The organism is Halalkalibaculum sp. DA384 (genome assembly GCF_043951955.1).
Classification (GTDB): Bacteria; Bacteroidota; Rhodothermia; order Balneolales; family Balneolaceae; genus JAMQKA01.
The window spans coordinates 41,229-59,232 of record NZ_JBINJE010000015.1 but is presented as its reverse complement, the minus strand read 5'-3'; the positions used below and the strand labels follow the sequence as shown (position 1 = coordinate 59,232).

The 18,004-nt window shown below is 50.6% G+C and carries 19 protein-coding genes; 11 read left to right on the top strand and 8 right to left on the bottom strand.

The window, feature by feature from the left end; all coding sequences use genetic code 11:
* The first annotated feature begins 24 nt into the window (after window positions 1-24).
* From dacB to folD, 3 genes are all read left to right on the top strand, one after another.
* On the top strand, window positions 25-1,491 hold the full coding sequence (dacB, locus tag ACG2E4_RS10355; RefSeq protein ID WP_395276490.1) for a D-alanyl-D-alanine carboxypeptidase/D-alanyl-D-alanine-endopeptidase: 1,467 nt from the start codon (window positions 25-27) through the stop codon (window positions 1,489-1,491).
* A gap of 8 nt (window positions 1,492-1,499) precedes the next feature.
* Window positions 1,500-2,879 (top strand): sigma-54-dependent transcriptional regulator, encoded by a 1,380-nt coding sequence (locus tag ACG2E4_RS10350; protein WP_395276489.1) that lies wholly within the window; start codon window positions 1,500-1,502, stop codon window positions 2,877-2,879.
* A 316-nt stretch (window positions 2,880-3,195) separates the two neighbouring features.
* On the top strand, window positions 3,196-4,086 hold the full coding sequence (folD, locus tag ACG2E4_RS10345) for a bifunctional methylenetetrahydrofolate dehydrogenase/methenyltetrahydrofolate cyclohydrolase FolD (protein ID WP_395276488.1): 891 nt from the start codon (window positions 3,196-3,198) through the stop codon (window positions 4,084-4,086).
* A 71-nt stretch (window positions 4,087-4,157) separates the two neighbouring features.
* Here folD and ACG2E4_RS10340 read toward each other — a convergent pair whose 3' ends face one another.
* The gene (locus ACG2E4_RS10340) at window positions 4,158-4,397 is read right to left on the bottom strand and encodes a hypothetical protein (protein WP_395261070.1); all 240 of its coding nucleotides are present in this window, start codon (window positions 4,395-4,397) and stop codon (window positions 4,158-4,160) included.
* On the opposite strand from ACG2E4_RS10340, the gene rpmE reads away from it, so the two are divergent.
* Window positions 4,396-4,611 carry a 50S ribosomal protein L31 gene (gene rpmE, locus ACG2E4_RS10335; RefSeq protein WP_395261068.1) on the top strand — a complete coding sequence of 72 codons (216 nt, stop codon included), beginning with the start codon at window positions 4,396-4,398 and terminating at the stop codon, window positions 4,609-4,611. The two genes, ACG2E4_RS10340 and rpmE, sit on opposite strands and share 2 nt — an antisense overlap.
* 124 nt (window positions 4,612-4,735) lie before the next feature.
* A complete protein-coding gene (locus ACG2E4_RS10330) occupies window positions 4,736-5,371 on the top strand; it encodes an MBL fold metallo-hydrolase (protein WP_395261067.1) in 636 nt (211 codons plus the stop codon).
* Between the two features lie 11 nt (window positions 5,372-5,382).
* Here ACG2E4_RS10330 and ACG2E4_RS10325 read toward each other — a convergent pair whose 3' ends face one another.
* The 3 genes from ACG2E4_RS10325 to ACG2E4_RS10315 all read right to left on the bottom strand — a co-directional run bounded on the left by ACG2E4_RS10325 (window position 5,383) and on the right by ACG2E4_RS10315 (window position 8,121).
* A complete protein-coding gene (locus ACG2E4_RS10325) occupies window positions 5,383-6,021 on the bottom strand; it encodes a hypothetical protein (protein ID WP_395276487.1) in 639 nt (212 codons plus the stop codon).
* A gap of 170 nt (window positions 6,022-6,191) precedes the next feature.
* Window positions 6,192-6,788 carry an LPS assembly lipoprotein LptE gene (lptE, locus tag ACG2E4_RS10320; protein ID WP_395261064.1) on the bottom strand — a complete coding sequence of 199 codons (597 nt, stop codon included), beginning with the start codon at window positions 6,786-6,788 and terminating at the stop codon, window positions 6,192-6,194.
* A gap of 25 nt (window positions 6,789-6,813) precedes the next feature.
* The gene (locus ACG2E4_RS10315) at window positions 6,814-8,121 is read right to left on the bottom strand and encodes a sigma-54 interaction domain-containing protein (protein WP_395261062.1); all 1,308 of its coding nucleotides are present in this window, start codon (window positions 8,119-8,121) and stop codon (window positions 6,814-6,816) included.
* 273 nt (window positions 8,122-8,394) lie between these two features.
* Here ACG2E4_RS10315 and ACG2E4_RS10310 point away from each other — a divergent pair, with 273 nt between their 5' ends.
* Entirely contained in the window at window positions 8,395-10,137 is a 1,743-nt protein-coding gene (locus tag ACG2E4_RS10310; protein WP_395261061.1) for a sugar phosphorylase, read from the top strand.
* Window positions 10,138-10,139: 2 nt separating this feature from the next.
* Here ACG2E4_RS10310 and ACG2E4_RS10305 read toward each other — a convergent pair whose 3' ends face one another.
* Window positions 10,140-10,517, bottom strand: a complete 378-nt coding sequence (locus tag ACG2E4_RS10305; protein ID WP_395261060.1) for a hypothetical protein — start codon at window positions 10,515-10,517, stop codon at window positions 10,140-10,142.
* A 251-nt stretch (window positions 10,518-10,768) separates the two neighbouring features.
* On the opposite strand from ACG2E4_RS10305, the gene ACG2E4_RS10300 reads away from it, so the two are divergent.
* Window positions 10,769-11,089: a hypothetical protein gene (locus ACG2E4_RS10300; protein ID WP_395261059.1), complete on the top strand. Its 321-nt coding sequence runs from the start codon at window positions 10,769-10,771 to the stop codon at window positions 11,087-11,089.
* Window positions 11,090-11,342: 253 nt separating this feature from the next.
* Window positions 11,343-11,609 carry a PIN domain-containing protein gene (locus ACG2E4_RS10295; RefSeq protein ID WP_395276510.1) on the top strand — a complete coding sequence of 89 codons (267 nt, stop codon included), beginning with the start codon at window positions 11,343-11,345 and terminating at the stop codon, window positions 11,607-11,609.
* Between the two features lie 145 nt (window positions 11,610-11,754).
* Here the strand turns inward: ACG2E4_RS10295 and ACG2E4_RS10290 are convergent, their stop codons facing one another.
* From ACG2E4_RS10290 to ACG2E4_RS10280, 3 genes are all read right to left on the bottom strand, one after another.
* A complete protein-coding gene (locus tag ACG2E4_RS10290) occupies window positions 11,755-12,666 on the bottom strand; it encodes an HAD family hydrolase (RefSeq protein WP_395276486.1) in 912 nt (303 codons plus the stop codon).
* A gap of 117 nt (window positions 12,667-12,783) precedes the next feature.
* Window positions 12,784-13,767, bottom strand: a complete 984-nt coding sequence (locus ACG2E4_RS10285; protein ID WP_395261056.1) for a glucosyl-3-phosphoglycerate synthase — start codon at window positions 13,765-13,767, stop codon at window positions 12,784-12,786.
* Entirely contained in the window at window positions 13,754-14,926 is a 1,173-nt protein-coding gene (locus ACG2E4_RS10280) for a M20/M25/M40 family metallo-hydrolase (RefSeq protein WP_395261054.1), read from the bottom strand. Before ACG2E4_RS10280 ends, ACG2E4_RS10285 begins: the two co-directional genes overlap by 14 nt.
* A 526-nt stretch (window positions 14,927-15,452) precedes the next feature.
* Here ACG2E4_RS10280 and ACG2E4_RS10275 point away from each other — a divergent pair.
* The 3 genes from ACG2E4_RS10275 to ACG2E4_RS10265 are packed head-to-tail and all read left to right on the top strand — an operon-like array spanning window position 15,453 to window position 17,991.
* On the top strand, window positions 15,453-16,019 hold the full coding sequence (locus tag ACG2E4_RS10275) for an RNA polymerase sigma factor (RefSeq protein ID WP_395261052.1): 567 nt from the start codon (window positions 15,453-15,455) through the stop codon (window positions 16,017-16,019).
* Window positions 16,019-16,726, top strand: a complete 708-nt coding sequence (locus tag ACG2E4_RS10270) for a hypothetical protein (RefSeq protein ID WP_395276485.1) — start codon at window positions 16,019-16,021, stop codon at window positions 16,724-16,726. The genes ACG2E4_RS10275 and ACG2E4_RS10270 overlap by 1 nt, the downstream gene beginning before the upstream one ends.
* Before the next feature lie 17 nt (window positions 16,727-16,743).
* Window positions 16,744-17,991, top strand: coding sequence for a glycogen-binding domain-containing protein (locus ACG2E4_RS10265; protein WP_395276484.1), 1,248 nt, complete (start codon window positions 16,744-16,746; stop codon window positions 17,989-17,991).
* Window positions 17,992-18,004 lie beyond the last annotated feature (13 nt).

Genomic DNA, 18,004 nt, shown 5'->3' with positions numbered 1-18,004 from the left:
GACATGGTTATCACTAAAATTGACATGGATATAAAAAGAATGTTCAAACAAACGGCGGGATTGGCCGTCTTGGCACTTCTGGTTGCCATCGGCCCGCTCTTTGCCCAGCCCCGGACGCCGGATCTTGTATCCATTGTTGAGCAGAGCAGTGCGGGCGATGCTTTTTGGTCGGTTACGGTCAAGGACAGTACCGGCCGGCTGCTGGTGGGGCATAACCACGACAAACTCGTGCGCCCGGCTTCCAACCTCAAGTTGCTGACTTCGGCAGCCATCCTCGACCAGCTGGGATCCGATTTTCGGTATCAGACGTATATTTATGGAATGGGAGAGCAGCGGGGAGAAGTCTGGAAAGGGGATCTCATCGTTCGCGGTTCGGGTGATCCGTCCATTTCGGGCCGTTTTTACCACGAACACCGCTTCCACGTATTCGAAGAGATCGCCAACCAGCTGGACTCGCTCGGGATCCGCCGGGTGGAAGGAAATCTGATCGGGAATGACTCCTATTTTGATCAGCAGCCGTATCCAAAAGGGTGGAGCTGGGAGGATCTTTCCTTCTACTACGGGGTGGAGATCAGCGCACTTTCGTTCAACAACAACGCCGTGGATCTCCAGGTGTTTGCCGATGACGAAGTGGGGGAGACGCCCCGAATTCAGTGGTTCCCCTTCGACACCGATTATGTTGACTTTATAAACGAGCAGACGATCGCTCCGCCCAATACCGAATATGATGAGTTCTACCGCCGCATGCTGGGAACCAACACCATTGTGCTGGGCAGCAAGCTGCCGAAGGGCTACTACGAGGAGGAGTCTCTCTCGATCATGAATGCACCGCTCTTTTTTATGGATACCTTTAACAAGTACCTGGAAGACAGCGGCATCGACATTACCGGCCAGATCATCATTGACAGCCAGCCGAGGAACTGGAGCAGCGATCGGTTTCGGGTGTTGGCCCGGCACGATTCGCCGCCGCTTTCGGAACTGCTGGTGGAAGTGAACACCGAAAGCAGCAACTTTTATACGGAGATGATGCTGAAGACGGCTGCTGCCGAAAAGTATGGCGTCCAGGGCTCCACTGACCTGGGAATCGGCCTGGTGGAGGAGTTCGCCCACACCGCGGGCATGGATACCACGGATGTTGAGTTGAGCGACGGGTCGGGGATGTCCTCCTCCACGCTGTTGAAGCCCGACGATTTAACGAATTTTCTTTCTGTTATGCAGGAGCATCCTGAATTCCCGGCATATGAAAAGAGCCTGGCTGTTGCCGGTTTCAACGGAACGCTGGAACATCGGTTTCGGGGGACACCGCTGGAGCGCAATGTAAGCGGGAAGACGGGGTATGTCTCCGGGGTGCGGGCAATCAGCGGGTATATGCGGGCGCGCTCCGGGAAAAAGCTGGTTTTCAGCATATATACCAATAATTACACAAACAAAACTTCTTATATTGACTGGCTTCACCAGCAACTGTTGATGCAAATATATGAGTCCTACTAGAATCGAAGATGGCAGATAACTCCGGCATACATATCCTGGTAACCGACGACGAGAAGAGCATTCGAAACTCGCTTAGGGATATCCTGGAGTTTGAGGGATATACCGTTTCGGAGGCGGAAAGCGGCCCCGATACGCTCGAACGAATCGAACGGCAGCAGCCCGACCTGTTGCTGCTGGATATAAAGATGCAGGGAATGGATGGCATGGAGGTGCTGCAGGCCATCCGGGATGAAGACCATGAATTTCCCGTTATAATGATCTCGGGACATGGCAACATCGAAATCGCTGTGAAGGCGACCAAGCTGGGGGCCTTCGACTTTATTGAGAAGCCACCCGACCTGAATCGCCTGCTGGTGAGCGTGCGAAACGCTATTGAACGGCACAACCTGCAGCAGGAAAACAGGAATATGCGTTCCAGGCTGCCGCAGGTGCCTCCAATTATCGGGGAAAGTGAGGCTATATGCCAGATCAAGCAAACCATTGACAAGGTGGCCCCCACAAACTCCAGGGTTCTCATCACCGGCGAAAATGGTACGGGTAAAGAGCTGGTAGCCCGCTGGATTCACGAAAAAAGCAGGCGATGCGGGGGGACTTTTGTGGATGTTAACTGTGCGGCGATTCCCGGTGAACTCCTCGAAAGCGAGCTTTTTGGTCATGAAGAAGGGGCGTTTACGGGGGCAACGAGTCGGCGAATCGGAAAATTTGAACAGGCCGACGGCGGCACGCTTTTCCTGGATGAGATTGGCGATATGAGCATGGATGCGCAGGCCAAAGTACTGCGTGCCCTCCAGGAAAATACGGTCACCCGGGTAGGGGGCACCGAAAAGATTCAAGTGGATGTGCGGGTGATTGCGGCAACTAACAAGGAACTGGTGGAAGAGATTGAAGAGGGCAACTTCCGGGAGGATCTGTATCACCGGATCAATGTGCTGCCGATCCATGTGCCGCCACTCAGAAAAAGAAGAAAAGATATCCCAATGCTCGCTCAACATTACCTCCGGCAGCTGGCCGACGAGGATATCGTATTTTCCGGAATTGAATTCACCGGGGAGGCCCTGGAAGAACTGGCAACGCTTCCGTGGTCCGGCAATGTTCGTGAACTTCAAAATGCGGTGGAGCGGCTGGGATTGCTGGTTAATGATTCTGCGATTACGAAGGATGACGTGGCTCAGATGGCCTCTGCACGGCATACCACCACGAACCGCCGGGAGGAGAATCTCATCCGGGAAAACCAGACATTTCAGGATTTCAAAGAAGCTGCAGAACGATTATTTTTGGTCCGAAAATTGGAAGAAAACGACTGGAACATCTCCCAGACAGCCGAAGCGATCGACATTCAGCGAAGCCACATGTATACCAAAATGAAAAAATATGATATCGAACGGTAAAACTATTTTCACCTCTGCGAAAGGTGCGCCGGTATTATAGAATAGGCTAATGGTGGGAAAAGCTGAATTTCTGGTTGAATCCGTATTTTGTACAAACGTGCGATAAAGCTAAATCAGCAATATAATCCATTTTTTTATCAGTAGAGGGCTTTGAAAAACCAGGGGTTTTGGTCAGTAAACGCTTGAGCGAATTTGACCCCGGAGCTTATTTGCTATATGTGAGGATTTCAAATTCGCGAAAATACAGAGGTTCGCCAAAACAACGGTTTTGTAAAGGTCTCTAGTACCCATAATCAAAACAATTAACAGAGGTTTAATGTCAGCAAAAATTATTGACGGCAGCAAGGTTGCATCAGAACTCCGGGATGAAGTCCGCCAGGATGTAAAAGACTGGGTTGACGAGGGCCATCGCCCGCCATTTTTACAAGCTATTCTTATCGGAAATAATCCGGCCTCCAACACTTACATCGGGGCGAAAACGAAAGCCTGCAAGGAAGTGGGTATTGAAACCGACACCCTGCGACTCCCCGACACGGTCTCTGCCAAAGAGCTTAAGAAAACGGTCCGCCAGTGCAATCAAAATGATGATGTGGATGGTATTCTGGTGCAGCTCCCCCTTCCCAGCCACCTGTCGTCGCACGATGTCATCGAGTCGATCGACTACCGGAAGGATGTGGACGGATTCCACCCGATGAATGTGGGACGGCTGGCCGTGGGACAACCCACGTTTCGGTCGTGTACCCCGGCCGGTATTTTTGAGCTGTTGAAATATTACAGCATACCTACCAAGAGCAAGCATGCAGTGGTGGTGGGGGCCAGCAATATCGTGGGAACCCCCGTTTCAATTATGCTTTCCCGCGAGCATTCCGAGGGAAAAGCCACTACTACCATCTGCCATAAATATACCAAGGATCTTACCCAGCATACGATTGCGGCCGATATCATTATTGTTGCGGCCGGCCAGCCCAACCTGATCAAGGGAGAGATGGTCAAGGAGGGCGTTGTGGTGATTGATGTGGGGATAAGCCGCGTGGCGGACGAAACCCGTGAAAAAGGCTACAAGTTGGTGGGCGACTGCCACTTCGAGAGCGTCAGGGAAAAAGCCAGCTGGATAACCCCCGTTCCCGGCGGGGTGGGGCCCATGACTGTAGCCATGCTGATGAAAAATACGCTGCTGGCAGCCAAGAAGTCGATTTATCCGGGATAAAGGCCGTTACCGGTACGTAGCGTCCCGGTCAAAACGGCTAAGGATAAAGAAGACCGTTGAACGGATCGCTTTTAACCTGGCAGCAGGCGTTTGTGAACTTCTCTCTGCGTACCGGCCATTTTGTTCGCCATGATGCGGAACACATTTCCTGGTGAAACATTGGCACCTTTTATTGTCGGTAACATATCAGCATAATAGTGCGAGCTGTTCCCTGTTGCCATGGGTAAGTGCCTTCCCGGCATTGCATAACCCGTCAGTTCCTCGTATATTTGACCACTCAAAATCAAAGGCAAAAAGAGTTTTACAATCATGAAAAAAGGAATTCACCCCGACTATCACGAAATTACGGTTGTTATGAGTGATGGCAGCGAATTCAAGACACGCAGCACGCTTGACACCGAAGATGGCGTTTACCGCAGCGAAGTCGATTCCAAAAACCATCCGTTCTATACCGACAACCTGAAAGTTCAGAAAAAAGCCGACCGTATCGACCGCTTCCACAAGCGCTACGGCAACAAAGATTAGGTTTTCTATTTCAGAGCGATACTGAAGGGTGCAGGACTCGTTTCTGCATCCTTTTTTTATTGGCCGAACCGGAAGAATAACCCCGTCCACTTATACCCCGCACCGATCAATACATAACTGAACAATGCAGCTATACCAATACAACGTCGGACCCTTTGCCGAAAACACATACCTGCTGACAAGGGATAATGCAGCGATCCTTGTTGATCCCGGATTTTATGAGGAATCTGAATTCAACGAGTGCAAAAAAGAGCTGGCAAGTCAATCCGGGACGCTGCAGGCAATCGTATTAACACACGCTCATGTCGATCACATTCTGGGCTTAAACCGGGTGTTGAAGGAGTTCGAGGTTCCGGTTTACCTGAGCGACAAAGACCGCTACCTGTGGGAAAACTATTCCTCCCAGGCCCAGATGTTTGGTTTTGACGTGGAACCGATTGAGACAGTTCCGAGCCGGCTGCCGATATCAGAAAACTGGAAATTGGGTCCATTTACTTTTGATGTGCGGTACACACCGGGACACGCGCCCGACCACGTTGTGCTGTACCTGCCAGTAGAGGGAAAGCTCATAGCGGGCGATACACTCTTCCGGGAGGGGATCGGTCGCACGGATCTTTACAAGGGCGACTTCAACACGCTGGAACATTCCATCAGAACGCAACTCTACAGTCTGCCAGACGACACGGAGATCTACCCGGGACATGGACCTAAAACAACAGTGGGCCATGAAAAGGCGAACAACCCGTTTATAAAAGGATAGCAGGAGAGAAGTTACTCCTCTTCGTCTGATGCGTTCAACTGCTTTTTCAGGCGTTCGATTTGCTCATCGTAGTACGTTTTTTTGTCGCTATTCAGCCGTTTTAAGCGTTCGTAGGTACGGATTGCAGCTTCGGTTTTTCCCTGCGTTTCATGAATTTTTGCCAGCGTTTCAGAGGCGATGTCATCAACCTCATCCTCGTCTTTTGACCTGACCGGGTGAGATCTGAGTTTGGTTTCACGTTCCGATATGGAGATAGGTTCGGAGTCAACCTCTGATAACCGGGCAATCAAGTTGTCGAGATCTAAAATCGGTTCAGGTCCTTTTTGTGGCCGGTATTTTTGGGATGAATATTCAGAAATATGCTCAGGTGTCCAGGCGGCAAAGGTGTCTGGATGAGACATATAATAGTGCAATTTTTCCAGGAACGGGCTGCCCGGGGCATACGCCTTCGCCTTCAGTGCCTGCTCAACAGCCAGGTCGCTGCGTCCCTTGAGGTGGTAGAACCAGGCCAGCAGGAAGTGCCCGACGGCATCCGGTCCCCGGCTTTCGAGGTGTTTTTTGAGCCTGTTCGTACTTTTCAGCGGATCATCTTCAAACTGCTCGGCATAGGTAGCAAGTGACTGTGGTATGTTGAAAGGAAAATCCGCCATGGGGTATGATTGTTTGAGTCGATAGTTATAATCTCACAGGCCGGGTGGAGCATGTCTTATGCCGGGAAATACAGTTGTTCACCTCCCAACGGCAATACAAGGGATCCCAATAATACAAACAGCATCAGATAACAATCAACATATTTTGAGATCCGGATCTACGTTTGATGTTACCAGTCGCTGACTGCGTCGTTAAACATGTTATTGACCACTTGTTCGATCGCTTCAGCGGCGGCAATTTCTTCGCCTTCAATCGGATTCTCGTTGGGATCGTAGGTAGCCTGCCCCGAAAACTGCTGATTCCATTCCGGCTGCTCTTCACTGGTATATTGATAGGTGGCACGCACCGTGACGGTCACCTGGTTTTGGGAAGTCTCCTCCTCTCCGGTAACACTAAAAGGCTGGTTGGTGTAGTTTATAATCTGTCCCTCGAGAACCGCGTCGGCATCGCTTCTGGAATTGGCTAGCTGCAGTCTTGTTTGATTGACAAACCGCTCAATGAGCACCTGGTTAAGCTGATCGCTCAAATTGCCGATGCTGCTGTTCGACTGGTCGGCAAAAAACGGTATATAGATGGAGTTGACCCCCTCGGGGATGGAGGTACCGGTAAAACTGTAGCTGTAGCATCCCGCAAGGGAAAAGGGCAGGATACAGAGCATAAGGAGAACAACGATCTTCCGCATGCGGTCCGGAATGTACTTCGGCCGCCCCGAGGCGTCGGGTAGTTGAACGGTAGAAGAGACAGCTGTTTTATCGTTATTCATCATTGAAGAAGCTGTAGTGCATTGGGGGCTAGTCAAGTCCATACTGGTCCAGTTTCCTGTAGAGCGTGCGCTCGCTGATTCCCAGCGCTTCAGACGCTTTGCGGCGGTTGCCGTCAAATTTTTTTAATGCCTGTTCAATCAGGAACTGCTCTGTCTTTTCGATCGAGGGGATGCGATCTCCATTAAAAAACCGCTGAAATTCAGTGGTAATCTCCTCTTCAGGTTCATCCTCTTCCGAAATATCGGCTTCGGCAAAGTTCTGCACGCCCAGGGTCCCGGCTTCTTCCGGCTCGTCACCGAAATCGATATCCGACATATTGGAGTGTTCCACCTCGCTCTGGATATTTTGGGGCAACGCCTTGAGCTGGCGGCCGGAGAAGGTACCATAGAGAAAGGTGGCAAGCATCTTTTTCATGTCGCTGATTTCGCTTCGCAGTTCAACAAGCGCCCGGTAGACCAGCTCGCGATCGGCTTTTCCAAAAGAAGACTCCGGTCCGCCGGACTGCTTGGAATCGCCGGAAAGCACCGGCAGGTTGTCGGGCGATCCCGCATGCTGGCGACCTTTCAGGTATTTTTTCAGGGTTTCGGTGTCGATAAACTGAGATTTTTCCAGCACTACCAGCTGTTCTGCCACGTTCCGCAGCTCCCGCACATTACCCGGCCAGCGATAGGAGGTCAACAGCTCCTTCGCCTCGTCAGAAAACCCCTTGAACACGGAGTCATATTTAGCGGAAAATTCGGTTACAAATTTGCGGAAAATCGGGATGATATCATCGGGGCGTTCGCGCAGCGGCGGCAGCTTGATCTTGACCGTATCGAGTCGGTAGTAGAGATCTTCACGAAATTCACCATTTTGTACGTGCTCCCAAAGATCCTTATTGGTCGCGGCGATAACACGAACATCGGTCTTTTTCAGTTTGCTTGAACCCACCCGAAAATATTCGCCGCTTTCCAGCACGCGGAGCAGTTTAACCTGTACATTCTTCGGGGTGTCCCCGATCTCATCCAAAAAAATGGTGCCGCCGTTCGCTTTTTCGAAGTATCCTTCTCGCGCCTCATGGGCTCCGGTAAAAGCACCTCGTTCATGGCCGAACAGCTCGCTTTCGATGATGCCTTCCGGTATCGCCCCGCAGTTTACGATTACGAGGTCGTTGTTTTTACGCTTGCTGATGGCGTGGATCGCGCGGGCTGTAACGTCTTTGCCGACGCCGCTTTCGCCCTGTAATAAGATGGTAATATCGGTATCGGCAACCTGAACCGTCTTGTCGATAACCTGTTTGAGCGCAGTAGATTCACCGATGAGTCCGAATCGTTCTTGAAATGCTTCGCGGTCCATTAAGCTTGTGTACGGTTAAAATTTTACGATCCCTGAGAATGCTAAAGCTTAAATTTAAGCATTCCTGATGGGGGATGCATAACTCTTTCGGAGCCCAATTTTTTTGCCGGATATTCTACTTGCCAAACAGGATTACATAAGCGCAGATACCAGTCGGAATAGCCGCTTTAATCCCCCTTACTTTTAAAAATCAATTTCTTAAATTTGGAATTGATTTGAACCGAAAATGAATCTCTGATATTGGCCGATATATCAAAAAACGATACAGAACAGTTGGAACTACATAACGATTTTGCATCGCACTTCAGAAAAATTTACGGTGAAGAGCAAGCCGGGGCGTGTGTAGAACGACTCAAGTCGATGATCCGGGAGTACAAGCCCAAAATTGATGTTCCGGAGACCGACCGCGACAAATGGTCCGAGAAGGACTCGATCCTGATCACCTATGGCGATGTGCTGCGGGACCTTAACCGTCCCGCAGAACCGCGCCTCAAAATTCTGCATGAGTTTCTGGAACGGTACGTGGGTGATTCCGTGACCTCGGTTCACATACTCCCGTTTTTCCCGAGCTCTTCCGATGGGGGATTCTCGGTCATCGACTACAAGAAGGTGCGGGAAGACCTTGGCAGCTGGGATCATATCGGGAAGCTTTCAGAAAAGTACCGGTTGATGGGCGACCTGGTGATCAATCACGCCTCGCGGTACAGCGACTGGTTTCAAAATTTTAAAGAGAACAGAAGACCGGGCAAAGATTATTTTATCGATGTCGATCCGGATCTTGATATCTCGCAGGTAACCCGTCCCCGCAATTCCCCGCTGCTGACGCCGGTACAGACCGACAAGGGGAATCGCTGTGTCTGGACCACCTTCAGCGAGGACCAGGTGGATGTCGACTTTTCCAATCCGGATGTTCTTTTTGAATACCTCGATATTTTCCTGTTCTACCTTTCAAAGGGCATACAGATTGTGCGGCTCGATGCGATCGCGTACCTGTGGAAACAGCTTGGCACCAACTGTATTCACCGGCCTGAGACGCATGAAGTGGTAAAACTGTTTCGTACCCTGGTTGACGAGGTGGCACCGCACGTAACGCTTGTTACGGAAACAAATGTGCCACACGAGGAGAATATAAGTTACTTCGGCAACGGAGAGGATGAAGCCCACATGGTGTATCAATTCAGCCTGCCACCGCTGCTTTTGCATGCCATTTTAACGGAAAATTCCCGATATCTGACCGAGTGGGCCTCCCGGCTTGAGGGGGTTAAAAAAGGGTGCTATTTCATGAATTTTACAGCCTCGCACGATGGCATCGGCGTTCGCCCGCTGGAGGGACTGGTTCCCGACGAGGAATTTGACGTTATGATTGAGGAGGTATTTAAGCGGGAAGGTTTTGTCTCGTACAAAAAAAACGAGGACGGCAGTGAAAGTCCCTACGAGCTGAACATCACCTATTTCGACGCGTTCTCCGTTCCGGGTACCGAAGAAAAGACAGTACAGGTGAAGCGGTACCTCTGCTCGCAGGCCATTATGCTGGCATTTAAAGGGGTGCCGGGGATCTATTTCCACAATCTTACAGCGACCGAGAACAACACCGGGGAAGCCGTATCAACGGGACATAAACGAGCTATCAACCGAATGCAGTGGGAGTATGAAGAGCTGGTCGACCGGTTGGAGGATGAATCGACCACCACGCACCAGGTTATGCAGAAATACAGGGAGATGCTCCGGGTTCGGGGAGAACACCCGGCTTTCCATCCCGATGCGCCGCAGAAGGTATATGACTGCGGAGCCAACCTGTTTGTAATAAAGCGAACAGCCCTGGACGAAAGCGAGGCTGTTGTTGCGGTCAGCAATGTTACCGGAGATTCGTTGAGTGTGGACCGCGAGCTGCTGCCGCTTCCCCCATCTCAGCGTTCGTGGAAGGATCTTTTGAGCGACAGCGAGCGGGGTGGCGATGGCACGCTTTTGCTGGAACCTTTTGAAACAGTTTGGCTGGTACCGCCGGAGGGAGATTGATTTCAACCCGTATCGATGGTTTTGCTCAGTATTTCGCCTTGATCCGGGTCTTCTCCGTGCCAGTGGTAAAATAAGATGCGATTTCCCGGGGCGTACCCATAGACATCGTTGAACTCGATCTTGACCGTGTGAAGGGGATCGATCCGGTTACTGTCTGAAGAGATGGGCGCCCAAAGTATCAGCATAGATAGATTTGATTCAACGGCAAAATAGTAGATCGGTTCTAAAAACCTGTTCTGAACAAGCAGTGCGTTATCGGTAACCTCCACAGCGATGTCGTCGTTCTCCCCGTGTATATCAAAGAGGTTCCCGGAACAGCCGGCAAAATTGATTGTCAAAATTAACAGCGCGTAGCTAAGTGGTCTTTTAGTGGATTGCATGGCTCAATGACAGCGGGTCTGTGCGCCCTGGATTCCGGGAGCATCCGCACGGGAGTTAATTTCCGATTAATTTCGGGCTGTAAAAGCTGTTGAAAAGGATTCAGATCCGATATCAAATGTAATACATCGGCTGGCCTTAGGGATCAGTTCCTTTTCCCGGGTTTGTGTCGTCATGGAATAATACACCCCGCATATTTGCTGTAACTATATTACTGATATGAACAGTAAGTTGAACAAGGTTATCTGAAGTAATGACAAAAGAAGAATGGATGAATAAATCGATTGATGAGCGATTGGAGTGGTATGTTGCCCAGGTAGGTTCACTTATGGAAGAGGAGGGGAACTCCGGGCAGAAGACGCGGAGACAGCTGTTACAGGAGGTTAAAAAGCGGATCATTTTTGACGGAACGCCCTCTGAAAACAGGATGAAAGAAGGCAACAAGCGCGAAAAAAGATATTATGCTGCCGTCTACAAGGCGTATAAAGCACTTCCGAATATTGATACAGAGCAAGAGAAATGGACTGATATGCTGGACGAGGCCCAGAAAATTTTAAGGGATACTTCTTCCTAGCCCGGATTTCGGCCGTTACTGGAGTACGCGGATACCATCGATCAGGCCAATCTACACGGATAGATCATGTGGAGATGCTGTTTGAACAACTACGCTGTGGTTAATCTGCAATATCAGCATCCGGTAAATCCGAATGGTTATGGTTGACCGCACACTGAAAGGTGATGAGAAGCAAAAACCTCGCTGCAAGATTTTTGAGACTAACCTGTAAGGGGTACTCACATAAAAGGCAGAGGGGAAATCAGCTCAAAATATTGTTATACCAAATAATTTACCGAGACCTGAATTTGAATCTCTACAAGAGTTCTTAATTGACTTTGAAATTATTCAACTCGACAGCTCAGTTTCTCAAACAGCGGTTGAATTTTTTGAAAACTACCGGTTGAGCCATGGAGTATTAATTCCAGATATGTTCATAGCATCCACTGCCCTATTTCTTGATATTCCTTTGTTATCTAAGAACAGAAAAGACTTTCGGTTCATTGATGGATTGGAAATGCTGAAATACAAAATCGGGTAATTATTTATTATAAGCTTCAAGGAGGGGCCGCGCCTCGCCCTGGCCTGCTCGTATTAAGGGTACTGGCGACAAATACTAAACTGGAGATGAATTAACACCAATTCGCGCGCGCGTTAAGCGCAATGTCGTTATGTTTCTCCCATTTTCAGACGGCCATCCCCAGGCACTCCGTAATCTGCCCCAGGTTGGTGATCAGCAGGTCCGGCTTGACATCGGCACAGCGTGGATCCTCGGGCCGGAGCTTCAATGAGCGGGCATCGCCGGCAAACAGCGCGGTTTTCATGCCCAGCCCGGAGGCCGGCATAATATCCTTGAGCATGTCGTTGCCCACATAGAGCACCTGTTCCGGCTGCAAGTTGTGTTTGTTCTTCAGGGCCTCCACAAAGCGTTCATAAAAATGGGTAGAGGGTTTTTTGACACTGGCCTGGTATGACCATACCCGCAAATCCTTATCAAAGCCGACTGAAGTGAGCTCCCGATTTGTCAAGGCCTGGAACGCCAGGGGAGTATAGAACTGGGAATTGGAGATAATACCGAGGATATATCGTTTTTCCCGAAGCGACTCAAGGGTTGACATCAAACCGGGAACCGGCCATACAGCGTTGAACCGGAATTCATACTCCACGGCAAAGCGTTGTGCTGTTGCGCGATCAAGCGCTCCTTCTACAAGATCGTTTTCAATGAGGTGCTCCAGCACTTCATGCCAGATAAGCACGATATCCGGCTCAGGATAATCTATACCGCGGGACTGCTGCAGTTCTGTATACTCCCGGATCGCCCGGTCAAACGTTTTGAGTCCGGTAAGCGGTGCTTCTTCGTCCCGCAGGGTAAAGCCGGTATCCTGCAACGCCTGCCCGAACAACTCTACGCTTTCTGTGTTCTGTTCCTCATCGATGCCAATATCCCCCACGCCCGAGAGGAACATGGTGCCATAAAAATCGAACGCCACGGAGTGGATACCAGAAAGCGACTGCAGCCGGGCCTGCTGTTCCGTTGGAACGGGGTCCATGGGAGAAGAAAGATCGCGGATACGACTGATTAGCAACGCCTTGTCCATCGGTTAAACAGATTAGGAGTTAGTGTTTGCAGATGTTTTGATCCAACACGACCACACCGGTATGGTTCTCCTTTCTCCGCGAAATGCAGCGAGAAGGATATGCCGTTGGGATGAGAACTATTCGGGGTTGCGGTCAAATTTTTTCCGGTATTCCTCAATCTCGATCATGGGGGGGCGTTCTTCCTCCACAATCTCGATCTCCTCCTGACCGTAGGAGTCTTCCACTGCCTGGGTTTGCCGCAGTATTGTCTCGTGATCGGCAATATCTTCGATGATATCCAGCGCCTTGGCCCGCTTTATGAAGGTCTGCAGAATGCCGAAAGCCATCTTGCCGAGCGCGCGCGTGGGCTTGTTTTCATGAATCCGCTGGTCAAGGTCGGTCTGGGCAAAAGCGTCGAGCCCGTACCTGGTGTACACATCGATGAGATGGGAGGTCTCCACACCGTAGCCGATCGGAAAGTGAATCTGTTCGAGCACCTCGCGCCGGACTGCATATTCACCGGAGAGCGGCTGGATGATACCGGTCAGTTCCGGGAAAAACAGGGAAAACAGGGGACGGATCAAAATTTCGGTCACGCGCCCGCCACCCGAGGGACGAATGCCGCCGGATACGGCCAGCGGTCGATCGTAGAACGCTTTCACGTACTGGATCTCCTGTCGCTGAATAAGAGGGGCCACCAGGCCGTAGGCAAAGCGTGGGTGAATGTTGCTGATGTCCGCATCTACATACACGATGATATCACCCTTGAGCTGGTATATCGCCTTCCAGAGGTTCTCGCCCTTCCCTTTTTTGGTTTCCAGGTTGGGCAAAATGTCGTCTGCCAGGTACGTGTCGGCACCAAATCCCTCTGCGATCTCCAACGTTTTATCCGTGGAACCGGAATCGATCACCGCTATTTCATCCAGCAGCGGGTATCGGTCCATCAGCTCCGACTTGAAGATCACCACCTCCTTGCCGATCGTCTTCTCCTCGTTCAGGGTGGGCAGGCAGAGAGAGATAGTCAGATCCTGCTCCTCCTTTTTTTCCACGAGTTGTTTGAGATCCCAAAATTGGGAATGGTGATAGGTATTATTCTTAATCCAGTTCTTAATCTTCTTCACAGTAACCTCCGTCAATTGCTAGCAGCGTGCCGATTACTTGGGCAATTCCCTTGAAAGTAGGGGCAATTTCGATGTTCTCGTTTACTTCGTGAATTTGGTCGCCGTGGGTAAGTCCCAGCGTAATGGCGGGGATATCATGGTCGATAAAGGCGGAAAGTTCCGACGTGCTGGGACCGGGACGCGATTCGATTTCCAGCTCCTCCATGATCTCCCTCGTCCGGCGTATGAGCGGGTGCGAAAAGGGGATTCCGCCCGGCTCGCGTTCGGCGAAAATATCGAGCTCAATCGTGTCTCCGCTTTTGGAGGAAACTTCGGTTACAATTTCATGGATCGCCCGGTTGATGTCGCTGACCAGCTGCGCCGATTCCGACCGTATCTCGAAACCGAGAGTCGATTTCAGAGCGGTTGTATTGAACGAAGTTCCACCTTCAATGGAGCCCATCACGATGCTGGTGCGCGGCCGCTGGGGCAGGCGAATGCCGTTTATCTTGTTGATCACCTCGTTAAGCGTCAGGATGGCGCTGGCATCACCAAAACGCGACCAGTCGTACTCTTCAGGCACTTTGCAGGTGATCTCCCCGCGCTGCATGCCGATGGAGGTGTGACTGAGACGTCCCAGCTCAACTCCCTCCAGGCCGATCCCCACTTTAACCGGCCGGTCGGCATTGGAAAGGAAGAAACGCAACCCCTCGAGATTTCCCCGGCCCAGGCTGCGGGTGGCACCCATCAGGAACAGGTTCTGCTTCAGCGTGATATCAAACTTATCAAGGAAAAAGGGAAGCGTGGCAAGTACGGCCAGCCCCAGGCTGTTGTCGGCGACACCGGCCCCGGTAACAGTATCGGGCTGAACCGTCAGGGTGTGATCGGTTTTTTTGGAGTAGACGGTATCGGCATGGGCAACGATCAGGATATTTTCTTCGCCCACTTCACCTTCAATCATACCGATGCCGTTTCCCACCTCATCTACCGAGGTCTTGTCGAGCTCGGCCTCCTTGAAGCGATTCAATAGGAATTCTATACGCTCCTCCTCCTCGAAAGTGGGAGCAGGTATCTCCCCGAGCATCACGAGGTTAGCGAGCAGAATCTCTTTCATCTCCCGCGACTGCTCTACCAGGGGGGCAAGTTTGTTTAAAATGTCATCAAATGATTTAGTAGCCAAAATGTACTAATTGTGATTAGGATAAATAGTTCTCGTTTGTTTAAATAAAAATTTTCTGCAGGAAAAAAGTTTCAAAAGAGATGTTCATACGCATTCAAGTATGGCGATTTCAAGTGGTTAATTCAACTGTTAACCGGGTTGTTTTGATAAATTCAGTAACGTTTTCCTTGGTTGATCGTCCTATCTTACAAGAAGCGGAAAGTTGTTCTTAACCGGTTCCCGTTTCAGGGACATCCAGGTTTTGCTGATGTAGTTTTAATATAGCCTGCAACGGAGTTAGCTGTAAAGGCACAAAGATAAGTTATCAGAATCAAAAGGTTGCAGAACCTGCTATTTTGGTGGAAGTTGGTTGTACCACCGACCTTGTTGACCTTTTAAACGGGAGTACAACTCCCTCAGAATGAGGATTTTGCAAAGCCCTCACTTAATAAGTAAATAGCTACTACCTGTAGCGAAGGTGTTAAGTCAATTAATGGGGGCAAAGGCCTCATTTATGAGCATTGATAGCGTAACAAATTGAGTATTGATGGAGCAAGCTGGCAAAGAATTTGAACTGGTAGAAAAAATCCTGGACGGAGAGGTACAGCGCTATCAACTACTCGTAGACCGGTATGCCCCGATGGTTTTTCACATTGTTCGCCAATTTGTAACGGATGAAGAGGTAGTAGAAGAGCTGGCACAGCAGATTTTTGTTAAGTGTTATGAACGACTCGGTTCTTTTAATATGAATTCCAAATTTTCTTCCTGGCTGTATATGATTGCCAAGAATCATTGCCGCGATTACGCCAGGAATGTGAGGCGGCACAACAAGCAGTTCAGCGAAATGGATGAATATGAGCTGGAAGCGATGATGGCTACAACCGAAACCCCGGACCAACAACTGGAGCAGGAGGAGTGGAACCAGCTGCTGGATGAAGGACTTGCCCGTTTATCAGAAGAGTATGCGCAGGCGTTTTTGTACAAATACAGGGATGACATGACATACCGGGCGATGGCAAAACGGATGGATGTTTCGGAGAGCGCCCTGAAAGTACGGGTTCACCGGGCGCGAAAAGCGTTGAAGGAATATTTTGAAACCAAAGGTCAATTGTGATGAATGCACAAAAAGAGGAACTTTTCAGGAACTATCTGGATGGGGAACTCCCCGGGAAAAAAGAGCGGAAAATCCTGCATCTGATCGCGGATGACGAGGAATTGAGATCGCTGCTTCGTTTTGAGATAAAACTCCGGCATTCATTTCGGGACGGGCGGGATCCCTCATCATTCGAGGTTCCGGAGGGATTCAGCGACAGGGTTATGAAACAGATAACACATTCAGCTCCTGTTGCTGAAACGTCAAAACAGGCGGAGGAGCACAGCACCTGGGTTGAGTGGCTCTGGCGTCCCCGGCCGATCCAGTGGAGACCGGCCTATACGATGGTATTGTTGCTGGTTCTGGCGGTTTTACTGGTCGTTCCCCCGTATCTGGGGCAGCAGCAGTCGCCCGACCGGGAGCTGGCCTCGGGACAAACGGTGCGGGAAATTTCGGCCTCGGTAGACCAGGTCTGGACCCGTTTTGTGTATATCGATGAAACAGCTCGTTCTGTGGCGGTGGCCGGTGATTTTAATGACTGGGAGCCGCAGCCGCTCACCAAAGAGCAGGTGAACGGAAAAACCGTGTGGACGGGTCTTGTTTCGATGAACCGGGGCGAGCATCGCTACATGTTTGTTAAAAACGGGGAGCAGTGGGTAACCGATCCGCTGGCCCCGATGCACCGTGAAGACGGATTTGGCAATAAAAATGCTGTAATCTACTTATGAGAATCATATTCCTGGCTATGGCGGTATTATTTTTTATAGCGGGGCGGGCCCATGCCCAGCAGTGGCAGACGGTGTTGTATTTCGATTCCCGGGTGGGATTCTCTTCCAATACCTACCTGAATCCCTACTTTTCCGAGTGGGACCGCTCGGTTGAATCGGGCTATGGCACGGTTTCGCTCATGGGGCAAACAGCCTGGTTTGATGAAAAAAATGTGGCAGAATTTACCGGCAACGCCGTATGGGAGCCATATTTTGGGAATGATGATACCTGGAAGGGATTTCTGGGAATGGCCAATTACCGTCGATCATTGTCAGATAATTTGACGGGGGGCATTGAAACCGGCGGCAGTTATTTCAGCTCCTCGTTCAGTCGTACTCTCTGGTGGGCTCAGCCGGCTTTGAGCTGGCATATTACTCCTTTTTCAAGCCTAAGGATAAAAGCCGGTACGAGTTACCGGCAGTACGACAATTATGTGGTGGACAGCACCCGGGTGAACTCTCAAGATCAGACCGGTATCTATGCCGTTGAATTTGAAACATGGCCCAGCTTCCGGTGGCAGCTGTCGGCGGGACTGTATGGCAGCCTGGAAACACTGCCTTCAGTGGGAGAAGGATTTCGAAGCACGGTAAGTGTCGCCCGCCTGTTTGAGGGAGGTGCACAACTTCGTTTGACGGCGGGACTTGAGCAATACCAAAATGAATTCACCGCCACGGCGCCGGATGGAGGCAGTGGATTTCCACCTGTGGGAGGATCTGCAGGCGGCTCTGAAACAGTGGAACAGACCAATCGCCTGTTTCGACTGGGGATTGAGGGCAGCTATCCCGTCAGCAATCGGGTATCACTGTTTCTGAACGCTGAAGGGCTGCACTACCAGTCGGGGGCCTCAGCCGGTAGTCTTCGGGATCTACAGGTAGCGGGCGGTGTACGGCTGAGCTTTGAGCCCGACCGGCGGTCCGGCGGGAGGCGCATTGAGCCTGAATGGCAAAACAGTGCGAGCCGGCAACACGTGTATATTCGGTATGCCGGTGAAGGACAGCTATACCTTGTGGGCGATTTTAACAACTGGGAACGCCCGGGTATACCGCTGGTTGAGCAGGAAAACAACCGGTACATGGCAGAACTTTCCCTGGAAACCGGAGCGTATGAATACAAGGTGTTAAAGGTTCTGGGAGAAGAGGAAGAATGGATCTCCTTTTCGGATAACGTGTACACCGTGAACGATGGTTTTGACGGAACAAATGCAATGCTTTTGATTGAACAATGAAATCACAATAACG